General features: G+C 37.9%; 21 protein-coding genes. 14 read left to right on the top strand and 7 right to left on the bottom strand.

Annotation, left to right across the window (positions count from 1 at the left end; genetic code table 11):
- Positions 1 to 44 precede the first annotated feature (44 nt).
- The gene (locus tag MHH88_RS04235; protein ID WP_339261669.1) at positions 45 to 3,134 is read right to left on the bottom strand and encodes an efflux RND transporter permease subunit; all 3,090 of its coding nucleotides are present in this window, start codon (positions 3,132 to 3,134) and stop codon (positions 45 to 47) included.
- A 99-nt stretch (positions 3,135 to 3,233) separates the two neighbouring features.
- On the opposite strand from MHH88_RS04235, the gene MHH88_RS04240 reads away from it, so the two are divergent.
- On the top strand, positions 3,234 to 4,067 hold the full coding sequence (locus tag MHH88_RS04240; protein WP_069510372.1) for a TetR/AcrR family transcriptional regulator: 834 nt from the start codon (positions 3,234 to 3,236) through the stop codon (positions 4,065 to 4,067).
- A 370-nt stretch (positions 4,068 to 4,437) separates the two neighbouring features.
- Here the strand turns inward: MHH88_RS04240 and rnjA are convergent, their stop codons facing one another.
- Positions 4,438 to 6,105: a ribonuclease J1 gene (gene rnjA, locus MHH88_RS04245; protein WP_024362215.1), complete on the bottom strand. Its 1,668-nt coding sequence runs from the start codon at positions 6,103 to 6,105 to the stop codon at positions 4,438 to 4,440.
- Positions 6,106 to 6,110: 5 nt separating this feature from the next.
- Positions 6,111 to 6,320: a DNA-dependent RNA polymerase subunit epsilon gene (locus MHH88_RS04250; RefSeq protein WP_069510370.1), complete on the bottom strand. Its 210-nt coding sequence runs from the start codon at positions 6,318 to 6,320 to the stop codon at positions 6,111 to 6,113.
- Positions 6,321 to 6,759: 439 nt separating this feature from the next.
- On the opposite strand from MHH88_RS04250, the gene MHH88_RS04255 reads away from it, so the two are divergent.
- Positions 6,760 to 7,530 carry a Cof-type HAD-IIB family hydrolase gene (locus MHH88_RS04255; protein WP_339261670.1) on the top strand — a complete coding sequence of 257 codons (771 nt, stop codon included), beginning with the start codon at positions 6,760 to 6,762 and terminating at the stop codon, positions 7,528 to 7,530.
- 108 nt (positions 7,531 to 7,638) lie between these two features.
- Here the strand turns inward: MHH88_RS04255 and MHH88_RS04260 are convergent, their stop codons facing one another.
- Complete coding sequence (locus tag MHH88_RS04260) at positions 7,639 to 8,397, bottom strand: DeoR/GlpR family DNA-binding transcription regulator (RefSeq protein WP_103977341.1); 759 nt, start codon at positions 8,395 to 8,397, stop codon at positions 7,639 to 7,641.
- A 147-nt stretch (positions 8,398 to 8,544) separates the two neighbouring features.
- Between MHH88_RS04260 and MHH88_RS04265 the strand changes: the two genes are divergently transcribed.
- From MHH88_RS04265 to phnX, 5 genes are read left to right on the top strand one after another with little or no spacing between them, the layout of a single operon-like run.
- Positions 8,545 to 9,297, top strand: coding sequence for an ABC transporter ATP-binding protein (locus MHH88_RS04265; protein WP_339261671.1), 753 nt, complete (start codon positions 8,545 to 8,547; stop codon positions 9,295 to 9,297).
- Positions 9,290 to 10,918 (top strand): ABC transporter permease subunit, encoded by a 1,629-nt coding sequence (locus MHH88_RS04270; RefSeq protein ID WP_339261672.1) that lies wholly within the window; start codon positions 9,290 to 9,292, stop codon positions 10,916 to 10,918. Before MHH88_RS04265 ends, MHH88_RS04270 begins: the two co-directional genes overlap by 8 nt.
- Positions 10,918 to 11,901 carry an extracellular solute-binding protein gene (locus MHH88_RS04275; protein WP_339262992.1) on the top strand — a complete coding sequence of 328 codons (984 nt, stop codon included), beginning with the start codon at positions 10,918 to 10,920 and terminating at the stop codon, positions 11,899 to 11,901. The genes MHH88_RS04270 and MHH88_RS04275 overlap by 1 nt, the downstream gene beginning before the upstream one ends.
- Before the next feature lie 14 nt (positions 11,902 to 11,915).
- The gene (phnW, locus tag MHH88_RS04280; protein ID WP_339261673.1) at positions 11,916 to 13,016 is read left to right on the top strand and encodes a 2-aminoethylphosphonate--pyruvate transaminase; all 1,101 of its coding nucleotides are present in this window, start codon (positions 11,916 to 11,918) and stop codon (positions 13,014 to 13,016) included.
- Entirely contained in the window at positions 13,006 to 13,794 is a 789-nt protein-coding gene (gene phnX / locus MHH88_RS04285) for a phosphonoacetaldehyde hydrolase (RefSeq protein ID WP_339261674.1), read from the top strand. Before phnW ends, phnX begins: the two co-directional genes overlap by 11 nt.
- A gap of 429 nt (positions 13,795 to 14,223) precedes the next feature.
- Here phnX and def read toward each other — a convergent pair whose 3' ends face one another.
- Positions 14,224 to 14,781, bottom strand: a complete 558-nt coding sequence (gene def / locus MHH88_RS04290) for a peptide deformylase (RefSeq protein WP_069510355.1) — start codon at positions 14,779 to 14,781, stop codon at positions 14,224 to 14,226.
- A 395-nt stretch (positions 14,782 to 15,176) separates the two neighbouring features.
- Between def and pdhA the strand changes: the two genes are divergently transcribed.
- From pdhA to MHH88_RS04325, 7 genes are all read left to right on the top strand, one after another.
- Positions 15,177 to 16,292, top strand: a complete 1,116-nt coding sequence (gene pdhA / locus MHH88_RS04295; protein ID WP_069510353.1) for a pyruvate dehydrogenase (acetyl-transferring) E1 component subunit alpha — start codon at positions 15,177 to 15,179, stop codon at positions 16,290 to 16,292.
- Positions 16,293 to 16,295: 3 nt separating this feature from the next.
- Complete coding sequence (locus MHH88_RS04300; protein ID WP_024362205.1) at positions 16,296 to 17,273, top strand: alpha-ketoacid dehydrogenase subunit beta; 978 nt, start codon at positions 16,296 to 16,298, stop codon at positions 17,271 to 17,273.
- A gap of 47 nt (positions 17,274 to 17,320) precedes the next feature.
- Entirely contained in the window at positions 17,321 to 18,664 is a 1,344-nt protein-coding gene (locus MHH88_RS04305; RefSeq protein WP_339261675.1) for a dihydrolipoamide acetyltransferase family protein, read from the top strand.
- Positions 18,665 to 18,669: 5 nt separating this feature from the next.
- Complete coding sequence (lpdA, locus tag MHH88_RS04310) at positions 18,670 to 20,085, top strand: dihydrolipoyl dehydrogenase (RefSeq protein WP_339261676.1); 1,416 nt, start codon at positions 18,670 to 18,672, stop codon at positions 20,083 to 20,085.
- Between the two features lie 121 nt (positions 20,086 to 20,206).
- Positions 20,207 to 20,989, top strand: a complete 783-nt coding sequence (locus tag MHH88_RS04315) for an SDR family oxidoreductase (RefSeq protein ID WP_339261677.1) — start codon at positions 20,207 to 20,209, stop codon at positions 20,987 to 20,989.
- A 218-nt stretch (positions 20,990 to 21,207) separates the two neighbouring features.
- Positions 21,208 to 21,651, top strand: a complete 444-nt coding sequence (locus tag MHH88_RS04320) for a CidA/LrgA family holin-like protein (RefSeq protein WP_339261678.1) — start codon at positions 21,208 to 21,210, stop codon at positions 21,649 to 21,651.
- Positions 21,644 to 22,321: an LrgB family protein gene (locus tag MHH88_RS04325; RefSeq protein ID WP_339261679.1), complete on the top strand. Its 678-nt coding sequence runs from the start codon at positions 21,644 to 21,646 to the stop codon at positions 22,319 to 22,321. Before MHH88_RS04320 ends, MHH88_RS04325 begins: the two co-directional genes overlap by 8 nt.
- Before the next feature lie 69 nt (positions 22,322 to 22,390).
- On the opposite strand, the gene MHH88_RS04330 is transcribed toward MHH88_RS04325, so the two are convergent.
- Positions 22,391 to 22,987, bottom strand: a complete 597-nt coding sequence (locus MHH88_RS04330; protein WP_339261680.1) for a class I SAM-dependent methyltransferase — start codon at positions 22,985 to 22,987, stop codon at positions 22,391 to 22,393.
- Positions 22,988 to 23,284: 297 nt separating this feature from the next.
- Positions 23,285 to 24,754, bottom strand: a complete 1,470-nt coding sequence (locus MHH88_RS04335; protein WP_024362198.1) for an aminotransferase class I/II-fold pyridoxal phosphate-dependent enzyme — start codon at positions 24,752 to 24,754, stop codon at positions 23,285 to 23,287.
- Positions 24,755 to 24,790 lie beyond the last annotated feature (36 nt).

Below are 24,790 nucleotides of genomic sequence, written 5' to 3' on the forward strand. Positions count from 1 at the left end.
CTCCATTGTAGGAGTACTCTCTTTCATATTGTTGCTTGTATGCATTAGTTTTCTTCAACATCTTTACGGTTTTTCTTTAACATTTTGGATAGCATTTCATAGACAATTGGAACGACTACTAATGTTAATAATGTTGAAGATAATAAACCGCCAATTACTGTAATCGCTAGGTCTTTCGAAATTAGCCCACTACCGCCATTACCAATTGCCATTGGAATCATTGCACCAATTGTTGCAATGGCAGTCATTAAAATTGGACGTAAACGTGTTGCGCCTGCTTCTAAAATGGCCTCACGCATCCCAAGCCCGTCGCGTTCCATATGGATAATACGGTCCACAAGTACGATGGCATTGGTTACAACGATACCGATTAACATTAAGAGACCCATCATAACGGAGACAGAAATCGTTTGATTTGTGACATATAAGCCAACAAATGCGCCAATAACTGCAAATGGTAATGAGAAGAGGATAGCAAACGGTGCTAAACCTTCACCAAACGTTACGACAAGAATAAAGTAAACGATAGCGATGGCTGCTAACATCGCAATACCTAGTTGTGTAAATGTTTCTTGCATATCTGCCGCTACACCGGATACGCCTGTTGTCACACCTTTAGGTAAGTCTAATTTATCGATCTTTTTATCTGCTGCAGACGTTGCTTTTGAAATATCATCGCCAATAATTGTAGCAGATACAGTTGCGAAATATTCACCTTTTGAACGCGATAGTGAATTAAGTGTAGTACCTTCTTCAACGTTAACTAACTCACCGATTGTCATCGTTGTACCTAAAGCCGTTTTAATTTCAGTTTTTAAAACATCATCGATTGATAAGGCTGCTGCCTTGGCATCGCGTTTAACAATGACGTTAATGTCTTTGCCATCACGTTCAACTGTTGTTAACACTTCTTGCGAAGCAGTAGAATTTAAAGCCATGACAATTTGTGCAGTCGTTAAACCATATTTTAAGACATTTTTTTGCTCTACTTTTAAGACATGTTCTACATATGGATCTTCATAATCAGACTTCACATCTTCTAGACCTTTTACATCTTTAAGCGATCCTTCAACATCTTTAACTGCGCTACGTAACTTATTTAAGTCTTCACTGTATAATGTGTAACTTACTTCGTTTGAAGCCATAGATGTTGATGAGAAGTTTTGGCTTTTCCATTCGCCTGATTGGTCAAGATTAAATACATAGTCTTCTACTTCTTCACGAGCAGCAGGGAAGTCTTCCATCTCTGGGTCAAAGATGAGGTACATTAATGCACCACCAGCTCCGCCACCCATCATCATTGCTGTTGGATCTGCGTTTGTAGCATCAGTGATTGAAACTTGTAAAATATCAATATCTTTACGTTTCATTAATTCTTTTTCAACTTGTGCTACATTTGCTTCTGTTTCATCAGCTAGCTCGCCAGTACCAGGTGTATATGTTAAATACATGACCTTTTCCTCTTGAGAGCCCATAAAACTAAAGCCAATTAATGGTGTTAAAGCAAGTGAACCAACAAGCATTAAAATTGCAATCGTAGACGTAATGATTTTATGATTTAATGCTTTTTCTAATACACCTCTGTACCAATTAGCTAGTTTACCAACTTCTTGATGCTGGCTTTCCTTTTTCTCTCCGTAGATTTTTTTACGGAATAAGAAGTGGGATAAAGCTGGTACTATGGTAATTGCTACTATTAATGACGCACCTAAAGCAAATGTCATCGTTAATGCGAAAGGCATAAATAATTCGCCAACCATACCGCCTACAAAAATAAGTGGGGCAAATACCGCTACCGTCACTAATGTAGAAGACAAGATTGGTTTAAACATTTCAATAGTTGCTTCACGAATCAGTGCACGACCTGTTAATTTTTCTTGTTTTAAATGGATACGTCGATAAATATTTTCTACTACGACAATGGAGTCATCAATTACACGTCCAATGGCGACAGTGATTGCACCGAGCGTCATAATATTTAACGTAATATCCATCCAGTTTAATAATAGTAATGCCATGAAAACGGAAACTGGAATTGAAATAATCGAAATAATAGTAGATTTGAAATCGCGTAAGAATAATAAGATAATTAAAACAGCGATTGCGCCACCGAATACCGCTTTTTCAATCATTGTGAAGACTGAATCTTCAATCGGAGCACCTTGGTCAAGTGAAATATCTATTTTTAAGCCGTCAATTCTTTTTTCTTCATCCTTTATCAGATCTTTTACGGCATTGACAACCGTTACTGTATTTGCATCTTGACTTTTTACGATTTGAATCGCAATGGCATCTTTACCATTTGTACGTGATACAGATTGTACTTTACCTTCAACTTCAATCGTTGCAATATCACCTAAGCGAACGAAAGGAGAAGGTTGTGTAGCTGAAGGTGTGACAGGTATTAATAAATCTTTTAATTCATCGATAGATTTAACTTTACCATCTACGGAAACCGCTTGTTCACCAACCGTAAACTGATATAAACCGAGTGATAATGACATATCACTTGCTTGAATCATTTGCTTGACTGCATCTTCAGTTAAGCCAAGAGCAGCCATTTTTTCTTCGTCATATTTAAACGAAACTTCTTCAATGTGTTGACCAGTAATCGTTGCTGACGCAACACCGTCGATTTTTTCGATTTTAGGAAGTAATAAATCTTCTACTGTTGATGTTAGGTCAACAATGTCTTCCTTCGAACTACTCACAGATAATGCGACAACCGGCATCATGTTCATACTAATGGCCATGATTGTTGGTTCTTGTGCGCCTTCAGGCAGTTTGACATTATCGAGAGCAGATTCTAACTGACGTTTCTTTTCATCCATATCAATGCCATAGTCATATTCGACTTGCACTTGGGCAACATTTGAAGAGGAAGTGGAATAAACTGCTTTAACATCCTCTAAACTTTCAACGGATTTTTCAAATGGAATAGAAAGTTCATTCATGACTTGTTCAGGCGTGGCACCTGGATACACGCCCATTACAATTAAGTATGGAATCGATATATCAGGGATTGATTCCATTTTCATTCTTGTACCTGAATAAATACCTGAGACAGTGATGATAATTGTTAATAACCACACTGCCAATTTGTTTTTCAATACAAAATTAACTAAACCTTTCACCTTCACACCTACCCTTTATTGACTTACTAGATTCAATTATTTATACTAATGACTAATCAGTCATTTGTCAACGAAATGCATTAGGAGAGATTTAAAAATATGTTAAAAAAGCAATTAATTATGGAGAAAGCATTAGAGCTATTCTCTGAACAAGGCTTTGAAGCAACATCTGTACAGCAAATTACGGAACGCTGTGGGATTTCTAAAGGGGCATTTTATTTGTCTTTTAAAACAAAAGATGAGCTTCTTTTCTCAATGGTTGACTACTACTTGCAGCAATTTATCGCAGACATTGACCACGTAGTCAGAAACTCAAATAAAAAAGATGTCATGTTGGTTGATTTCTACAAAAATATTTTTCAAGCATTCAAAAAACATGCAGCATCGTCACGTGTTTTTTTTAATGAAAAGGTATTTCTTACAAATAAAGAGTTGTTTCAAAAAGTGAGTGCCTATGAAGCAGATATGTCGAAGTCTATTGTCCAAATGCTTGAACAGTTGTATCGTGAAGAGCTGCAAGAGACAAAGTACGATGTTATGTATTGTGTAAAAGGGTTTATGAAAAGTTATGCCGAGCTATTTATATTTTCTGATTTACCGCTCGACTTAGATCAGTTGGCGCAATCTTTAGCGGAAAAGACCGATATAATTGCTCGACATACGACAATCCCTTTTATTACCGAAGAACTGGCTCAATTAGTAGCAAGACCATGTGATCAAGAAATAACGCAGGAATCGCTTTTACAGTTAATTGATCAAAGTATTCATAATTTAGAGCCGTCTATTGAACGAGAATCTTTGGAGCTTTTAAAAAATCAAGTTGAGCATACGACATATAGTCAAGCGATTATAAAAGGTTTAATTGAAAATATTCGTCTGCAGCCGGGGTGTCAATGGGTCGTATATGTATTGGATAAATACTTTCAGTTGTAATTGTTGAAATAGAATTGTTCACAGTTTTGTAATTGTGGATAATTCTATTTTTTTGTACTTGTTTTTGAAAAGAGATGTTGCATTTTTTTAAGTGGATATTACTATATACGTAAAACATTGTAGGAGGTTTCAAAATTTTAGAAATTTATTAAAACACATAAAATTTTTTGGACGTGGGACAAAGTGAGTGTTATCGGTCTGCAAAACGGGGGATTTTGCGACAAAGAGTCCATGGGAAAGGTCCTGTTTAAAACGATTCAAATCTATAGAGGCGATTTGAAAAAATGATATTACTTTATCAAAGTAAGATAGAGTTTCTATGCAAAAAAAGAAGCTACGCATTAATCGCGTAGCTTCTTAATATAGAAGATTATACTTCCATAATAATCGGTAAAATCATTGGACGACGTTTTGTTTTCTCAAATAAATAAGGTCCTAAAACATCAGTGATTTCATTTTTAAGTTCAGTCCATTGAGGTGTTTTACCTTGGATGGTTTCATTTAAATGACGATTTAGCATTTTTTGTGCTTCATTAATCATTGTGCCAGACTCACGCATATAGACAAATCCTCGTGAAATAATATCAGGCCCTGAAACGATTTTTTGGTTTTCCATGTCAACGCTGACAACAACAATGACTAAACCTTCTTCGGAAAGGATACGACGATCACGTAAGACAATATTACCGATGTCTCCAATACCATTGCCGTCAATATAGACATCACCAGAAGGGATGCGACCTGCCACATGTGCTTCATTTGCACTTAATGCCAAAACATCGCCATTTTCCATGACGAAAGTATTTTCCAGTGGAACATCACAATCTTCTGCTAAATGCGTATGCATTTTTAGCATACGGAATTCACCGTGAATAGGCATAAAGAATTTTGGTTTCATCAGTCGTAGCATAAGCTTTTGTTCTTCTTGTGAACCGTGACCAGAAGTATGGATATTATTTAATGCACCGTGAATAACTTCTGCGCCAGCGCGGAACAGTAAATTGATAATTTTATTGACGCTAACCGTATTCCCTGGTACCGGTGAAGAAGAGAAGACAACTGTATCGCCAGGCTGGATTTGAATTTGACGGTGTGTACCATTGGCAATACGAGATAGTGCTGCCATTGGTTCACCTTGTGAGCCTGTACATAAAATCATTACTTCATTAGCAGGTAAACGGTTAATGCTTTGCGCATCAATAAAAGTATCTTTTGGTGCGTTGATGTAGCCTAGCTCACGGCCGATTGTAATGGCATTATCCATAGATCGACCGAATACAGCGATTTTTCGTCCGTATTTAATGGCAGCATCTGTTGCTTGTTGTAAGCGGTGAATATTGGATGCAAATGTTGCGAAAATAATACGACTGTCAACCTTGCGGAAGATTTCATCGATACTTTTTCCAACTGTACGTTCAGACATTGTGAAATTTGGTTTTTCAGCATTTGTACTATCAGATAATAGGCAAAGAACGCCGTCACGTCCGATTTCAGCCATTTTTGTTAAGTTTGCAGGCTCTCCTACAGGTGTAAAGTCGAATTTAAAGTCACCTGTATGCACGATATTGCCTGGAGGTGTTTTAACGACGATACCGTAAGCATCTGGAATACTATGCGTTGTTCTAAAGAAGCTGACAGATGTCTTTCTAAATTTAATAATATCTTCTTCTTTAATTTCGATTAGTTTTGTTGTACGTAGTAAACCATGCTCTTCTAGTTTATTGCGCAATAAGCCAAGTGCAAGCTTACCTCCATAAACAGGAACATTTACTTGACGTAGTAAATAAGGGATACCACCGATATGGTCTTCGTGTCCGTGCGTAATAAATAGCCCTTTAATTTTATCTACGTTTCGTACTAAATACGTGTAATCTGGAATAACATAGTCAATTCCAAGTAAATCGTCTTCAGGAAATTTTATACCGGCATCAATTAAGATGATTTCATCTTGAAATTGAACGCCGTAAGTATTTTTGCCGATTTCGCCCAGTCCGCCGAGCGCGAAAACAGCTGCTTGGTCATTTTTAACAAACTTCATGTTTGTTAAATTTCCTCCAAGATGAAGTTCGGACTTGCTTGTTCGTACTCTAAATAGTTACCTTCAAGCAGTTGAATGAACTCAATGTTGTAATGACGGTCTTGTAACTTTTGACGTACTTCACGTTCTGAAGCAGCTTCAAGGTATAGACTTTTAGTGTTTTCGCGAACTGGAATCTCATTTGCTTTTTCTTGATAATAAACTTTGTAAATCATAGTTTGCTCTCCTTTGATTGCGTACATTATTATTGCACATTTGGCTATTACCACACACGTACTACAAGAAAAAATCGCGAATTTCTAGTATACTTTAGACGAATAAAGAAATGAGCGTTTGAATTTCTTGTATCTCAATACTTTAATCTTGCACTTTTCATGAAAAGCAATGAGACAGTGGTTGCGCATAGTCAAATAAATGCATTTCCTTTATATTATCACGCAGCTACTCTAAAATAAAGAAAAGCCCTTCAAATAATGAAGGGCAAATGTTAGGCAATTGATTTTTTTCCGAGTACGCCACGAAGTCGCTTCAACAATTTTCGCTTTAGTTTCTTCAGCATGGCACATCACTCCTTAGGATCATTATAATTAAAAACAATGCCTGTGTAAAGGATTTAGCCTTTGCAATATCATACATAAAGAGAGGGATAATAGGATGAAAAAAATTTTATTTTTTGATGTAGATGGAACGCTTTATAACAGTGAAAAAGTAATGCCTGCTTCTGCCAAAGAAGCGCTATTGGAAGCACGTCGCAAAGGGTATGAGCTTGCAATCGCTACTGGACGTGCACCATTTATGATTGAACCATTGCTAGAAGAGCTTGATATTAATACGTATGTGACCTTTAATGGACAGTACGTCGTTTATCAAGGCGAGGTTGTCTACGCAAATGGGGTAGAAAAAGAAGAATTAGCTAAAATTATTGCCTTTGGAGAAGCGCGCAATGAACCCGTTGTTTTTTTAGATGACAAGCGAATGATTGCGTCAGTTGGAGGGCATAACAAGGTATCCGAAAGTTTAAACACGTTAAAATACCCGTACCCAGAATTAGACTCATCTTATTATATGCAGCACGATGTTTATCAAACACTAATCTTTATGGAAGAGAAAGATGAACATTTGTATTATGAGGCATTTCCAAATGTCCAGTTCGTGCGTTGGCATGAATATTCTTGTGATATTTTACCTAAAGGTGGTTCCAAGGCTGCTGGAATCGAAAAAGTGCTCGCTAAAATGGGTTTAACGTTAGAGGATGCCATTGCTTTTGGTGATGGTATGAATGATATTGAAATGTTAGAGGCTGTTGGTACGAGTGTGGCAATGGGGAATGGCCATGAAAAAGTAAAGGCGGTCGCGACACATATTACCGATCATGTAGATGCGGATGGACTTGCAAAAGCAATGCGCTATTTAAAAATTATTTAAGTGCCAGTCACTCAAACAATTTTGAATATTAAAAGGAAAACCCACGAGAAGTGGGTTTTTTACGTATTATCGGTGCCAGTCACTCAAACAATTCACTCAAACAATACTTTAGATATCAACAACCTCCAGCTTAATTCCTGCTTCTGTAAATTGTTGTAATGTTTCTTTGGGCAGTCCGTTATCAGTAAGTATCATATCGACCTCATCTAGCGGGCATACTTGAATAGCCACATCTTTATTGAATTTGGTAGAATCAGTCGCAACATAAACGGTTTGCGAAATATTAATAAGTTGTTTCCTCGTCATCGCTTCTTCTAAACTAAAATCGGATATTCCTTTTTCTAATGTCACGCCACTTGCACATATAAATGCCTTATTAATATTGAGATGGTCGAAGCGGAAAAGAAAGTCATTTGAAGTGACCGATTTTTCCGAATGTCGCACTCTTCCGCCGATAATCATTACTTCAATAGTAGAACCAATTAAATCAAATGCTACAGGAAGAGAGTTCGTCACGACTGTTAGTTTCTCCTTTCCTAGTAGAAATGGTGTCATTTGATAAGTTGTTGAGCCACTATCAATAAAAATGCAGTCACCATGATCAACTAAAGAAGCACAAGCTTTGGCAATGGCGATTTTTTCTGTTAACTGCTGTGTTAATCGATTGTCCATTAATCCTTCAACGGGTTCAATATATTTTACACCCCCATAAAACTTCTCGATTTTCTTCTCTTGCACAAGTTGTTGAATATCTCTTCGGATAGTTTCCATTGATACATTAAATTCTTTTGTCAGGGTTACTAATTTTACTACCTTGTTATTCCGAATGAATTGCAAAATATGTTGTTGTCTTTCAACTGTATACATTTCATCACCTCTTATTGTTATTTACTCAAAGTAGTAATGAGTTTGTCAACAGTTAGTCAGAATTTACTCAACATTTACACAAACATGTGATTTCTCTTTACAAATTGTCTCTATACTGTGGTTAACAACTCAAAAGGAGTGAGCAATTTGTTAGAACTAAAAAATATTTCAAAAAGTTATAAAACTAAAAATGTTTTAAGAGATATAAGTTTAACGATAGATTCTGGTGAAATTGTTTCGTTATTGGGGCCGAGTGGTTGTGGGAAAACGACATTACTCAACATTGTTTTAGGTCTCACGGAACAAACAAATGGACAACTTTTTTACAATGGACAAGATATATCGAAACAATCAATGCAGGATAGAGGATTTAATATCGTTTTCCAAGATTTCGCGTTGTTCCCACATTTGAATGCTTACGACAATATCGTTTATGGCTTGAAAAATAAAAAACAGCAAATGTCAAAAGCTGAAATTCAGGAGTATGTGGATTTCTTAGAACTCGCTCCACATTTACATAAAAAGATTCACGAATTATCTGGTGGACAGAAACAGCGTGTCTCTATTGCTAGAACGCTTGTTATGCAGCCGAAAATTTTATTGCTAGATGAACCGTTAAGCGCGCTAGATGGTGTGATTAAAGAATCAATTAAGGAGCGCATTAAATCAATTGCTCGCCAATTTAATTTAACAACAATTATTGTGACACATGATCCTGAGGAGGCGCTCACGTTATCAGATAAAGTACTCATCATTAATGAGGGAACTGTCTCACAATATGGCACACCTCACGAAATATTGAAAACACCAAAAAATCAATTTGTAGAAGACTTTATATTAAAGCAACTTCATATTAAACGTCATAACATCTATCAACTGTTTGGAGAATCATATGCTTAAAACGAATAAAATGGTGAAAATTCTCTTTCTGCCAATTGTCTTCTTTTTTCTGTTCTTTTTAATTGTGCCATTACTTTATATGTTTTGGCAGTCTTTGAAAAAAGGCAATAGCGTAACGATTCAAAACTATGTAGAAGCATTACAGAGCGTTGAAATTCGAGAAGCGTTTCTTAATAGTTTCCAAGTGTCATTTGTCGCTGCTGTTATTACTACTTGTTTAGCGTTTGCTCTTGCCTATGCCATGCATTTTACGACGATGAATCAACATTTAAAAAAGCTTGTACATATCGGGGTAACATTGCCGATGCTCTTGCCGACAATTACCTATGGTTTTGTATTGCTTTACACATTTGGCAATCAAGGAATACTAACAAAACTTCTGGGGCAGCCCTTAGTGACGATTTATGGATTTAATGGCTTGTTGATTGGGTATGTGCTTTACACATTGCCTGTTGCATTTATTTTAATGCAAAATTCCATGCAGTACATTGATAAACGCTTTTTGCTTGTCTCGATGCTAATGCATGATAGACCATCACGTCGATTTTACCATACCGTATTTCGACCTATGATAGGAACAATTGGTGGAGCATTTATTTTAACGTTTATTTTAAGTTTTACCGATTTTGGTATCCCTGCTTCGGTAGGTGGGGGTTATAAAGTGATTGCAACAGAGCTATATCAAGCGATGCTTGGCTCTATTGTGCGATTTGAGCAAGGGGCGGTAATTTCTGTGCTCATGCTTGTCCCTGCTGTACTTGGCATCGTGATGCTGAGCGTGCTAGATCGATTTAATTTTCAATATAAGCATGTCAGTCAAAGTGCTCTAGTCGTTCATCGTCTTCGAGACAGTACATTTACAGTACTATCGTTAGTATGCGTAAGTACGATTTTTATCATCTTCTCAACAATGTTCATCGTGCCATTTACTAAGGGCTATCCATATGACTTTAGTTTCACATTGGAACATGTACAAAATGTTTTAGCAGAAAAGAATTTAATTAGGGTTTATATGAATTCCCTTATTGTTGCCTTTTTTACAGCCATTTTAGGTGTGGGCATCGCGTTTGTTTCAGCACTTCTAAATGTCAGAACACCGCTCAAAGGGAGAAGTACATTAGATTTTGCTTCAATGATTACCAATACAGTGCCAGGGATGGTACTCGGTCTTTCTTATTTATTTTTCTTCAATGGGAGTTCGCTTAAAGGGACCTTCTTCATCATTATTGCCTATACGGTTGTCCATTTCTTTACAACACCGTATTTAATGGCGAAAAACTCTTTGCAAAAAATGGACCCAACATGGGAAGTGACCGGAGAATTATTAAAGGACTCTTGGCTTCAAACGGTCATTCGCGTTATTTTGCCGAATATAAGACCTACTATTTTTCAAATGTTTAGCTATTATTTTTTAAATGCCATGGTGACAGTCAGTGGCGTAATTTTCCTTGTCAGTACGAAAACGATGCTTGTCTCCACGCGTATTAAAGAATTGCAGCATTTTGCGAAGTATACGGATATTTTTGTTCTCTCAATTTTTATTTTATGTACAAACCTCATTGTGAAATTAGGTTGTGACTATATAACAACAAAAAAAGAAAAGTTTAAGGAGATGGAATGATGAAAAAGTCGACAGTCATGATGTTTGGAACGGTGAGTTCTGCAATTGTATTAGCAGCGTGTGGAGGTGCGGAGGCTGATACGAAGGATCAAGTTATTATCTATTCTAATGCTGATGATGAAGCAATTGAAGTAATGGAAACCACACTCGATAAAAAGGGGTATGAAGGAAAGTATATTATCCAATCATTCGGTACATCTGAATTAGGTGGGAAAATGATGGCAGAGGGTAAGGATATTGAAGCGGATGTGGTAACAATAGCTTCTTACTTTATCGAAAGTGCTCAAACATCTAAATCAATGTTTGTCGAACTATCTTCAGAGTTAAAGCCGTTAGATGGTGGTTCAACTTATGCATTACCGATTTTAGGGAATGTCGGGTCTATTTTTATCAATACAGATTTATTGGCGCAAAAAGGGCTACCTGTGCCACAAACAATTAAAGATTTAACGAAGCCAGAATACAAAGATTTAGTTTCCTTTCCAAATATTTTAGATTCTTCTACTGGCTGGCTATTAGTTCAGGCGATTATGAGTGAATATGGCGAAAAAGAAGGAAAGCAAGTATTAGCAGATTTAATTAAAAATGCTGGACCGCATATTGAAAGTTCTGGTTCTGGTCCTATTAAAAAGGTGAAAACGGGAGAAGTCGCAGCAGGGTTTGGTTTACGTATTCAAGCGATTGATGCAAAAAATGAGGGCTTACCAATCGACTATATTGACCCAACGGAAGGTAACTTCACGTTAACGGAATCTGTTGCCGTTGTAGATAAAGAAGGGGACGAGGCATTGGCGAGTGAGATAGCGAAGGTCATTGCGACTGAGGCGCGAGCAGATTTGTTAAAACAATATCCAGTAGCACTTTATGAAGGTGAGCAAGTAGAGGAAAAATATATTCCAAAATACTTAAAAAAATGGGATACGACTTTAACTGTCGATTTATTAGAAAAACATCAAACATTCTTTAAAGAAGCACAACAATAAAGGAGCCTAACAATATGAATACCTACAAATTATTAACTCCCGGTCCATTAACAACTACAGAAGCAGTAAAAAAAGAGATGCTAGTGGATCGCTGTACATGGGATGACGACTACAAGCAAGTTACACAAGAAATACGCAAACAGTTAGTAGCGTTAGCGCAGGTTGATGAAACAGACTATACAGCTATCTTAATGCAAGGAAGTGGGAGCTTTGTCGTTGAATCGGTTCTGACAACTGCTATTGGAGATGCAGATAAAGTACTCATTATCACAAATGGGGCATACGGGGAACGAATCGTAGAAATGGCAACTGTCCTTCAATTACAGCATGTAGTTTACAGTGTACCTTATCACGAGCAACCATCACCTTTAGAAGTACAAGCTATACTTGAAAAAGATGCTGCTATTACGCATGTCGCGATTGTCCATTGTGAGACGACAACAGGGATATTAAATCCTATTGATGAAATAGGCAAAGTTGTAAAATCGTTTAATAAAACATTTATTGTAGATGCAATGAGTAGCTTTGGTGGCGTGCCAATGAATTTATCGAATATGCAAATTGATTTTTTAATCAGTAGTGCTAACAAATGTATTCAAGGCGTGCCAGGTTTTGGATTTGTTGTTGCGAAAATAGAAGCGTTAGAAAAATGTAAAGGACAGGCCAAAAGTGTAGCATTAGATTTATACAAACAATGGGAAGTGATGAGCGTAGATGGGAAATGGCGTTTTACATCACCAACTCATGTTGTAGCAGCCTTTGCAAAGGCGTTGGAGGAACTTGCTGTAGAAGGTGGCGTTGCGGCACGCTACAAACGATATGCTAAAAATAATCAACTTTTGCGTGATAGATTATCGCGCTGTGGTTTTAAAGCTTATATTTCAGCGGAAATGCAATCGCCGATTATCACGACGTTTTTATATCCATATGAAGGATTTTCTTTTGAGCATTTCTATCATGAAATGAAACAAGCAGGCTTTGTTATTTATCCTGGAAAGCTAACTGAATTTGATACATTCCGAATCGGTAATATAGGGGATGTTCATGAGGAAGATATGACTACATTATGTCATGTTATTGAAAACTATATGGCGGTGAAAAATAATGAAAATTGAAGCGGTAATTTTTGATTGGGCAGGTACAGCGGTTGACTTTGGTTGTTTTGCACCTGTCAATGTATTTCTTACTATTTTTGAAGATGCAGGTGTTGCGGTGACACTAGAAGAAGCACGCAAACCGATGGGCATGTTAAAAATTGACCATATTCGGACGATGCTTGAGATGCCAAGAGTGAGTGAGGAATGGGCACGTGTGTATGGCCGTTCATTTACAGAACAAGATGTACAGGCACTGTATTCGCAGTTTGAAACGAAATTAATGGCATCACTTGCTAAGTACACTGATCCGATTCCACATGTGAAAGAAACAGTGCATCAATTAAGACAAGCCGGAATACGCATTGGCTCCACAACAGGCTATACTGCCACGATGATGGAAGTCGTGACACATCATGCTGCTAAGAAAGGATACAAGCCTGATTTTTTAGTTACACCGACTGATATAGGTGATAAGGGACGTCCCTATCCATATATGATTTTCAGAAATTTAGAAAAACTTGGCGTGAAAGCGACAAAGCAAGTTGTTAAAGTCGGGGATACTACGTCAGATATACAAGAGGCATTAAATGCTGGAGTTTGGGCTGTTGGTGTAATAGTTGGCAGTTCTGAAATGGGCTTAACAGAACAGGAATTTATGAGTCTATCTGATGAAGAGCAACAAGTCGTTATTGAAAAAACAAAAGCTATTTTTGAACAAACGGGTGCACACTATACGATTCAAACAATGCGTGAGCTGCCGGCATTAATTGAGACAATTAATGCGCGATTAGCTTAAAATATAGCAGATAGAATAAAAGCAAAAAAAGTGTTAGATTGACTGCAATCAATCTAACACTTTTTGCTATGCATATTATGGAGAAGAACTTAGCTGATCTTCTTTGGTAATAGATTAAATTTAGCAGAGAGCGGGTGTCAGGCACTAATTCAATTTCCGTGCTAGCCATGTATTTATGACTTGCCAAGTAAAAATCCACGTAGACTCCTGGGGGAACGCACGCAATGTAAGACGCAACAGACCGCGCGACAGCGAAGGTTGCGGCTTAGTCGTGCCCGCGGAAAGCGTAGTGGATTTTTACGATTTAGGAGCCGATATTATGCTAGGTATCTATGCTAAGTGCCAGGCAACTAAAACAATTACATTAGTGGATGGTAGCGGCTTATGTGTACGTCCGTGGAAAGCATCCGCCTTAGCTACTAGTGTGGCTTAGTCGCGTTCGTATGGAACAGCGTCTGGAATTTCAGCAAATGGATTTTTTTCATTGATGCGATCATAAAACATAATGCCGTTTAAATGATCTAATTCATGCTGGAAGGCGATAGCTGGCAAGCCAGATAGACGCATTTTTTTCTCTTCGCCGTCGATTGTTTTAAATTTCACTGTTATACGTGCGTGACGTGGCACATAACCAGGAACATTGCGATCAACAGATAAGCAACCTTCGCCAGTTGGCAAATAGGTATTTTCGACAGAGTGGCTAACAATTTTCGGATTGATTGCGATAAAGCTCAATTGTTCTCCTTTGTCATCTTTTAAGTGAAGGGCAAACATGCGATGTAGACTATTTACTTGGTTAGCAGCTAATCCAATCCCGCTGCGTAAATCATATTTATCGGCAATTTCAGGATCTTGGCTGTTAATTAAAAACTGTAGCATATCTGTAGCAAGCTGTTTTATTTCATCAGTTAAAGGGAATTGAACTTCCTCTGTTTTAGTGCGGAGTGTCGGATGGCCTTCGCGAATTATATCATCCATTAAAATCATGTGAGAATCTTCCTTTCAATCTTTGTATTACCTTATTTATAAGTATACATCACGCATCAAAACATGCACATGAAAAAAGACTTTATTTGAATAAACTTAAAAAATTATTGTGTAGCTATTAGATTGCAGAAAACTGGGGTATTCTACTATTGGTCATTATTTAGAGAAACGTAATGTTTGAGCGCTTAAAGAAAGTTGTTGTAATACAGATTTATGTTATTAGTGATACAGTATAGGACAGTCGAATCTTAACGTTTTTGTAGAAAAATTCTTTGGTATAAGGCGTAATATATGATTGACCGACTGTATTTTATTCAGTATACTGAGTCCTAAGAATAAGTTGTACTAGTTTGAAAGTGATTTATTTTAATACAGTTGAAAGGGAGATGTGACAAATGAGCAAAAAAAACAATAATATTTTTGATCCACAACAAACGCTAACTGAAATCGAAGAAAAGTTTGAAATGTTTCAAATTTTGAACGAAGAAGGCGAAATTATAAATGAAGAGGCAGATCCGAAATTAGCAGATGAAGAGTTAGTTGAGTTAATGACGCGTATGGTATATACACGTATTTTAGATCAACGTTCCATTTCTCTTAACCGTCAAGGTCGATTAGGCTTCTACGCACCAACAGCTGGTCAGGAAGCTTCACAACTTGCTTCTCACTTTGCATTAGAAAAAGAAGATTGGATTTTACCAGGTTACCGTGATGTACCACAAATTGTATGGCATGGTTTACCGTTAGATAAAGCATTTTTATTCTCACGTGGTCACTTCGAGGGCAATCAAATCCCTGAAGGTGTTAATGTTTTACCTCCACAAATCATTATTGGTGCACAATTTATCCAAGCTGCTGGGGTGGCACTTGGTATTCAAAAACGTGGTAAAAAAGCTGTAGCAGTTACTTATACAGGTGATGGTGGGTCATCTCAAGGTGATTTCTACGAAGGAATGAACTTTGCCGGTGCATTTAAATCACCTGCTATTTTCATCGTACAAAATAACCAATTTGCAATTTCTACACCGCGTGAATTACAAACAGCGGCAAAAACAATTGCACAAAAAGGTGTTGCAGCAGGTATCCCAAGTATTTTAGTAGATGGTATGGATGCACTTGCAGTGTACGTTGCTACTCGTGATGCACGTGAGCGAGCAATCAATGGTGAGGGTCCAACATTTATCGAAACAATGTGTTACCGTTATGGTCCGCATACAATGGCTGGGGATGACCCAACACGTTACCGTACGTCAGACACGGATAACGAGTGGGCTCAAAAAGACCCATTAGTTCGTTTCCGTAAATACCTAGAGGGTAAAGGACTATGGGATGAGCAAAAAGAAGAGGCTGTTATTGAACGTGCGAAAGAAGAAATAAAAGACGCAATTAAAAAAGCCGATGCTGCACCAAAGCAAAAAGTAACACAATTAATGGAAAATATGTACAAAGGCGAAATGCCATCGAATTTAAAAGAACAGTATGAAATCTACAAAGAGAAGGAGTCGAAATAAGCTATGGCACAAATGACGATGATTCAAGCAATTACAGATGCGCTTCGCACAGAATTAAAGAATGATGAAAACGTTCTGTTATTCGGGGAAGATATAGGCGTCAACGGTGGGGTTTTCCGTGCAACTGAAGGCCTACAAAAAGAATTTGGTGTAGATCGTGTATTCGATACACCATTAGCAGAGTCAGGTATTGGTGGCTTAGCAATCGGTCTTTCGCTTCAAGGTTTCCGCCCAGTTCCAGAAATTCAGTTTTTCGGCTTCGTCTATGAAGTGATGGATTCAATCAGTGGACAATTAGCGCGTTTAAGCTACCGTAGCGGTGGTGTATATAATGCACCTGTTACAATTCGTTCTCCATTCGGTGGCGGTGTGCATACACCAGAAATGCACTCAGATAGCTTAGAGAGTTTAATGACAGCACAGCCGGGCTTAACAGTCGTTGTACCATCAACACCTTACGATGCTAAAGGATTACTTATTTCTTCTATTCGCAATGACAATCCAGTCATTTTCTTAGAGCATTTAAAATTATATCGCTCATTCCGTGAAGAAGTACCTGAGGAAGCATATGAAATTCCATTAGGTAAGGCAGATGTAAAACGTGAAGGTAAAGATTTAACAATTATTGCATATGGCTTAATGGTACATGAAAGCTTAAAAGCAGCAGAAGAACTTGAAAAAGAAGGACATTCTGTAGAAGTTATTGATTTACGCACAATCCAACCAATTGATATTGAAACAATCATTGCGTCAGTTGAGAAAACAGGCCGAGCAATCGTTGTTCAAGAAGCACAAAAACAAGCAGGTATTGCTGCGAATGTTGTCGCTGAAATTACAGAACGAGCTATCTTGAGTTTAGAAGCACCAGTACTTCGAGTAGCAGCACCAGATACAGTGTACCCATTCCCACAAGCTGAAGGTGTTTGGTTACCGAACTATAAAGATGTAATGGAAACAGCGAAAAAAGTTTTAACATTCTAATGTAGTTTGCATATTTGAAGAAAAGCAAAGAGAAAGGATGGGTACACATGGCATTTGAATTCAGATTACCGGATATTGGCGAGGGTATTCACGAAGGCGAAATTGTAAAATGGTTCGTTAAAGCTGGGGATACTGTAAAAGAAGACGATATTCTTTGTGAAGTACAAAACGATAAAGCAGTTGTAGAAATTCCTTCACCAGTTGAAGGGAAAGTAGAGGAAATCTTAGTAGGGGAAGGTACAGTTGCTGTTGTTGGCGATGTATTAATCCGTTTAGATGCTCCTGGCTACGAAGATTTAAAACTTAAAGGTGACGATCATGCAGAGGCGAAAACGGAGGCACAAGTTCAGTCCACGGCTGAAGCTGGTCAGGATGTCGCGAAAGCGCCTGCTAAGGAAGAAGCACCAAAAGCTTCAGCAACAGCGGAAGCAGCTGTAAAGCAAGAAACAGTAGATAGTACAAAACGTATTATTGCAATGCCTTCTGTTCGCAAATTTGCAAGAGACAATGATGTAAATATTCATGAAGTGTCAGGTACTGGTAAAAACGGTCGCATTCTAAAGGAAGATATTGAGAATTTCTTAAACGGCGGTGGAGCAGTGCAAGCTGCAGAAGCACCAGTGGCAAATGAAGAATCAGTTGCTCAGCAAGAAACTGCACAAGCTGCGCCAGTTGTTCTTGAAGGCGACTTCCCAGAAACACGTGAAAAAATGTCTGGTATTCGCAAGGCGATTGCCAAGGCAATGGTTCACTCGAAACAAACTGCGCCTCATGTTACACTAATGGACGAAGTTGATGTAACAGCTCTTGTAGCACATCGCAAAAAATTCAAAGATATTGCTGCTGAAAAAGGTGTAAAATTAACGTATTTACCGTACGTAGTAAAAGCGCTTATTTCAACATTGCGAGAATTCCCAGAATTTAACCGTTCTTTAGATGATGCAACACAAGAAATTATTCAAAAGCACTACTACAATATCGGTATTGCAGCAGATACAGAAAAAGGTTTATTAGTTCCAGTTATTAAACATGCAGATCGCAAATCAGTATTTGCAGTTTCGAATGAAATTAATGACTTAGCGACAAAAGCGCGAGATGGTAAACTTGCTCCGCATGAAATGAAGGGCGCTTCCATGTCTATCACGAATATCGGTTCTGCAGGTGGTCAATGGTTTACGCCAGTAATTAACCACCCTGAAGTAGCGATTTTAGGTATTGGTCGAATTTCTGAAAAACCTGTAATAAAAAATGGTGAAATTGTAGCTGCACCTGTGTTAGCATTATCATTGAGCTTTGATCATCGCATGATCGATGGAGCCACTGCACAAAATGCTTTAAATCACTTAAAGCGTTTGTTAAGTGAGCCAGAATTATTATTAATGGAGGCGTAACAAAAATGGTAGTAGGAGATTTCCCAATCGAAACAGATACTCTTGTCATTGGTTCAGGTCCTGGAGGATATGTAGCAGCAATTCGTGCAGCTCAAACTGGCCAAAAAGTAACAATCGTTGAAAAAAATGTACTTGGTGGTGTGTGCTTAAACGTAGGTTGTATTCCATCAAAAGCATTAATTTCAGTGGGTCACCGCTTTGAGCATGCTAAACATTCAGATGACATGGGTATCATCGCTTCTGATGTGAAATTAGACTTTTCAAAAGCGCAAGCTTTTAAAGACAGCGTTGTTAAAAAATTAACTGGCGGTGTTGAAGGCTTACTTAAAGGTAATAAAGTTGAAATTGTACAAGGTGAAGCGTATTTCGTTGACGCTCATTCAGTGCGTATCATCAATGGTGAATCTGCTCAAACATATACATTTAACAATGTTATTATCGCAACAGGTTCTCGTCCAGTTGAAATTCCAACGTTTAAATTCTCTAAGCGTGTACTAAACTCTACTGGCGCACTTTCTTTACAAGAAGTACCTAGTAAATTAGTTGTAATCGGTGGAGGTTACATCGGAACAGAGCTAGGCTCAGCTTATGCAAACCTAGGCGCACAAGTTACAATTATCGAAGGTGGCAAAGATATTCTTGCTGGTTTCGAAAAACAAATGACACAAATCGTGAAAAAAGGCCTTAAAAAGAAAGGCGTTGAAATGGAAGTAAACGCATCTGCTAAAGGCGTTGAAGAAACAGAAAACGGCGTAGTTGTTACGTATGAAGTTGGCGGAGAAGAGAAAAAAGTCGAAGCTGATTATGTATTAGTAACTGTAGGTCGTCGTCCAAATACAGATGAAATGGGTCTTGAAGGTGTTGGCATTGAATTCGGTGAACGTGGCCTTATTAAAGTTGACAAACAATGCCGTACAAACATTCCAAACATCTATGCAATTGGTGATATCGTAGCGGGTCCACAGCTTGCACACAAAGCTTCTTATGAAGGTAAAGTGGCTGCTGAAGCAATCGCTGGCGAGAAATCAATCGTAGATTATTTAGCTGTTCCTGCTGTATGCTTCACTGATCCAGAAATGGCAACAGTTGGTTACAACGAAGATCAAGCAAAAGCTGAAGGTATTGAATATACTGCAGCGAAATTCCCATTCGCAGCAAATGGCCGTGCGCTTGCATTAAACCAAACAGAAGGTTTCGTGAAACTAGTTGCGCGTAAAGAAGATGGCTTATTAATTGGTGCTCAAATCGTAGGTGCTGGTGCATCTGATATGATCGCTGAAATGGGCTTAGCTATCGAAGGCGGTATGACTGCTGAAGATATCGCGTTAACAATTCATGCTCACCCAACATTAGGTGAAATTACAATGGAAGCTGCTGAAGTATTACTAGGCAACCCAATCCATATTGTAGCGAAAAAATAATTGAACATATAAAACGACTATAAAGCATATTCGCTTTATAGTCGTTTTTTTGTATAATTTTACTAACTTTGATACAGTAAAACTAGTAAATAACTATTTGAAAACATAGAGGTGGGGCGAAATGGAATTAGGCTTAAAGGGAAAAGTAGCAATTATTACTGGTTCAAGTAAAGGGATTGGTTATTATACGGCGATGCAGCTAGTAAAAGAAGGTGCAAAGGTAGTAATTAGTGCACGTGGTGAAAAACAGCTACAGGTGGCCGCTGGATGCATTAAAAATGAAACGGGCGAGGAAGTCTTAATTGTACCGACGGATATTACGAAGGAAAAAGACTGTAAGAGGCTTATAGAACGTACTGTGGAGCATTATGGACGCGTAGATATTGTTATTAATAACGCAGGCACAGCGTCAGCTAATCCGTTTGAAACGGTCAGCAGTGAAGTGTGGCAAGCTGATATCGATTTAAAAGTGTTTGGTGCTATCAATTGCTCAAAATATGCTGTGCCTTATATGCGAAAGGTAGGCGGCGGTGCAATTGTGAATGTGACGGCAGTAATGGCTAAAACGCCTCCTGCAAGTTCTCTTCCTACTACTGTTAGTCGAGCAGCTGGGCTCGCTTTAACGAAGGCCATGAGCAAAGATTTAGGAAAAGATAATATTCGTGTGAATTCAGTGTGTATTGGTTTAATTCGAAGTGATCAAATTGAGAAGTTATGGAAAAAAGAAGCACAAGATCTTTCGTGGGATGACTACTCTCGTAAAGTTGGTCAATCTATTCCACTAGGTCGTGTAGGAGAAACGCAAGAAGCAGCTAATGTCATTACTTTCTTAGTGTCAGATGCAGCAAGTTATGTATCAGGGACAGCTGTTAATATTGACGGTGGTTCAGGGCACGCTTTATAGGGAACGACAAGTTTTTAGCTCTGTTAAGTCCATTTTATTCAACTACTTTCAATGGCGTAAATATAGAAAAAATGCGCATTTAAGCGGATTTTGTACACGAAAGAGCAACTCATTTTGTTTTTGGGTTGACTCTTTTTTCTATTGTTTTTCTAAAATTATAATAGACAGAAAATTCCTTCAGTTGTAGAATAAGCGTAACAGGGGGGAACGGTGGCGAAATGATGAACGAAAATTTTACTATGATATTAATGCGAGTTGTTCGTATTATTGTCCAAATTGGCATACTTAATATTTTTTATTATATCGGTGTGGGCATTGTGTCTTACTTACACATTCCGCTTCCAGGAAGTGTAATTGGCTTACTGTTATTAGCACTTGCACTTAATTTTAAACTAATGAAAGTAGAATACATCCAAGATGGTGCTGGCTTTTTAATTGGCGTTTTAACATTGTTCTTTATTCCAGCAACAGTTGGTATTATTGATTATCCAGAATTGATGTCAACAACTGGTCTGTTGATTATTTTAGCAGTTATTGCGAGTACATTAATTGCTATTTATGTAACGGGAATACTAACCCAACTAATTGAAAAAAGAGAAGTAACAAAGAAAGAACATGCAGTAACTATTGAAGAAGGGAAGGGAGAATTATCTGTTGATTGAACTTATTGTTGTACTTGGTACGATTGGACTGTTTATATTATTTACAAAGCTGTATCAACGGTTTCCCCATCCATTAATAATTCCATTAGTGACGACAACTATTGTCAGTGCAGCTATCTTACTTGTTTTTAATATTCCATATTCAACCTATATGGTAGGAGGAGAATGGCTACAAAAAATGTTGGGGCCGGCTGTTGTTGCCCTTGCTTACCCGCTTTATAATCAGAGAGCCATTATTATGAAATATAAAGTCTCTATTTTATCCGGTATCATATTAGCGATGATAACTGGATTAGTAACCATTTTTGTTATGCTAAAATGGATAGGTGTTAAAGAAAGTTGGATGCTGACGGCGTTACCTAAATCTTTAACAACGCCTGTTGGTATGCAGGTAAGTGAAACAATTGGCGGAATTCCTCCTTTAACGGCAGTTTTTGTTATGATTGCAGGTTTTGTTGGCGCTATTATTGGGCCATTCGTATTGAGATATGGAAAGATTGATTCTGCTGTCAGTAGAGGTGTAGCAGTAGGAAGTGCCTCGCACGGTGTTGGGCTTGTAAAACTAAGAGAGTATGGTGAGCAAGAATTATCGGTTGGTTCGCTTTCTATGGGGTTAACAGCGATTATAGGAGCTTTTCTCTGTCCGCTCTTTGTCTATCTATTTTTATAAAAGAAAGCCCTTTACAAGGCATAATGGGCTTGTAAAGGGTAATAGCATTTTCGCTTGACACAAGCATAGTTAACTTTTTTCAATGATTAATTGAATGGTATGTGCAAGTCCTGTGTGTAGAGTACCTTCATGGCGTATTTGTTCACCGGTAAAGAAATGAATAATTTTATAGGGCTGACACCACGTAAGCACAGATGCTGGATTATATAGGAAATTAATATTTTGTGGACCGCCTGTTGCATAGGACAATTGAGACGTGGAATATAATTCCATCATAATACGACCGCCGGGTTTAACCGAATTGACGATGCGTTGAAAAACGGCATGTTGCTGTTCTGCGGGAAAATGACCAAATACCATCACGGCAGCGTCAAATGTTTCTACTGGTAGTTCATCTTGCAGTAAATCTTGCAGTTGTGTGTTGACAGTAACGCCATGTTTTTTTGCTAACTGTGCTGTTTTTTCAAGACCGCTTTTTGCATAATCAAAAGCCGTTACCACATGCCCTTTAGAAGCTAAATAAACGGCATTTCTACCTTCTCCTTCAGCATATGCGGCAACATTAACATACCCCTCTAAAAAATCTACATAGTTTTCTATAAACGCATTTGGCTGTTCACCATAGACGTATTCAATTGTGTTAAATCGTTCATCCCATGTATTCATACAATTCACTCCCTTTATAAATATTGTAAGTAAAGGACAGCACATAAGCTATTTTTTTGCTTTATACAATTATTAATACAATTTTTTCAATTTAAGGAAAGTCATTCAATTGAATGAAAGGGTAAAAATATATGGATAGAAAAGAATGGGGATTTATAGGTTTGTGAAATTAAGGTAATTTTTTACAAATACTTAAAATTATTTTAGTGTTGAAGTTGAATATGTAAGTAAGCTGACACCTGTATGATTCAACTATAAAAAGCTACCCCTTCTAAAATGAAGAGGTAGCTTTGTTTTTTAAATAATTGCTCTGCGTTCTTTAATAACACGAATTGTTTGTAATGTTGTATCTTCGGGTCCTTGAACTGGTAAACCAGCTTCAATATTCATTTGAATATAACGAATATTTTCTTGTGTAATTATTTCCCCGGGAATAAAAATAGGTATTCCAGGTGGGTAGACCATAATAAATTCAGCGCAAATACAATTGTCTGCTTCTGCAAGAGGGACTACTTCTGTATCTGCATAAAAAGCATCACGAGGTGACATTGCAAGTGCTGGAATTTCAGGTACATTGACAACTGTTTCAGTAACAGCAGCTTCTGAATCAAAAGCTTTTGACATACGGCTTAAAGCATTGATAAGAAGATTAATCTCCTTTTTTGTATCTGCTAATGTCACTAAGCATAAAATATTGTATAAGTCTGATAACTCTACTTCAATATTGGCATTGTGACGAAGCCATTCCTCGGCTTGGTGCCCGGATATACCTAAATCTTTTACACTAATTAACAGTTTTAGTGGATCCATATCGTATGTTGCGGACGAGTGAAGCTTTTCCTTACCTGCACATTTTAAATGTGGAATTTGGTTAATGCGTTTACGCGCATCTTTTGCTAAACGTAGTGCATCCCCAATTAAATCATAGCCATGAATTGCAAGCTGACGACGAGCTGTGTCGAGCGATGCCAGTAATGGATAGGATGTGGATGTTGTTGTCAGCATAGAAAAGACTGCTTGTACGCGCTTAGCAGAAACTAGTCCTTCACGTACATTTAAAATTGAAGTTTGCGTCATGGAACCGCCAAGCTTATGTACGCTTGTTGCAGCCATATCCGCGCCTGCTTCCATTGCTGAGTATGGTAGCTCGTCATGGAATTTAATGTGCACGCCATGTGCTTCATCGACAACGACTGGAATATTACGGCGATGGACAATTTCGACAATGCGTTTTAAATCCGCAGAGAAACCGTAATAAGTTGGATTAATAACAAGGACAGCTTTTGCGTCCGGATAAGCATTTAAAGCCTTTTCTACAGCTTCCGCCGAAATACCATGAGAAATACCATATTCACTATCTACTTCAGGATGAATAAAAATAGGAATTGCACCAGCGAAAACAATCGCTGACATAATGGATTTATGAACATTCCGTGGTACTAGAATCTTATCACCTGGACCGACGACGGTCAGTATCATCGTCATAATGGCGCCACTAGTACCTTGAACGGAAAAGAATGTATGATCAGCACCAAAGGCTTCTGCTGCCAGTGCTTGCGCATCCTTGATAGCACCTTTTGGTGAATGTAAATCGTCTAGTGGAGCAATGTTGATTAAATCAATTGATAAAACGTTGTCGCCGACGAATTCTCGGAAAGCAGGATCCATACCGTGCCCTTTCTTATGGCCTGGAATATGGAACTGAATTGGATGTCTGTTCCGATGTTTTAGTAATACGTCGAACAATGGAGTCTCTAATTGTGACAACGCAGGTACCACCTCACTTTTATAATATCTAAGAAA

The sequence above is a fragment of the Lysinibacillus sp. FSL K6-3209 genome, from assembly GCF_037976175.1.
Classification (GTDB): Bacteria; Bacillota; Bacilli; order Bacillales_A; family Planococcaceae; genus Lysinibacillus; species Lysinibacillus sphaericus_D.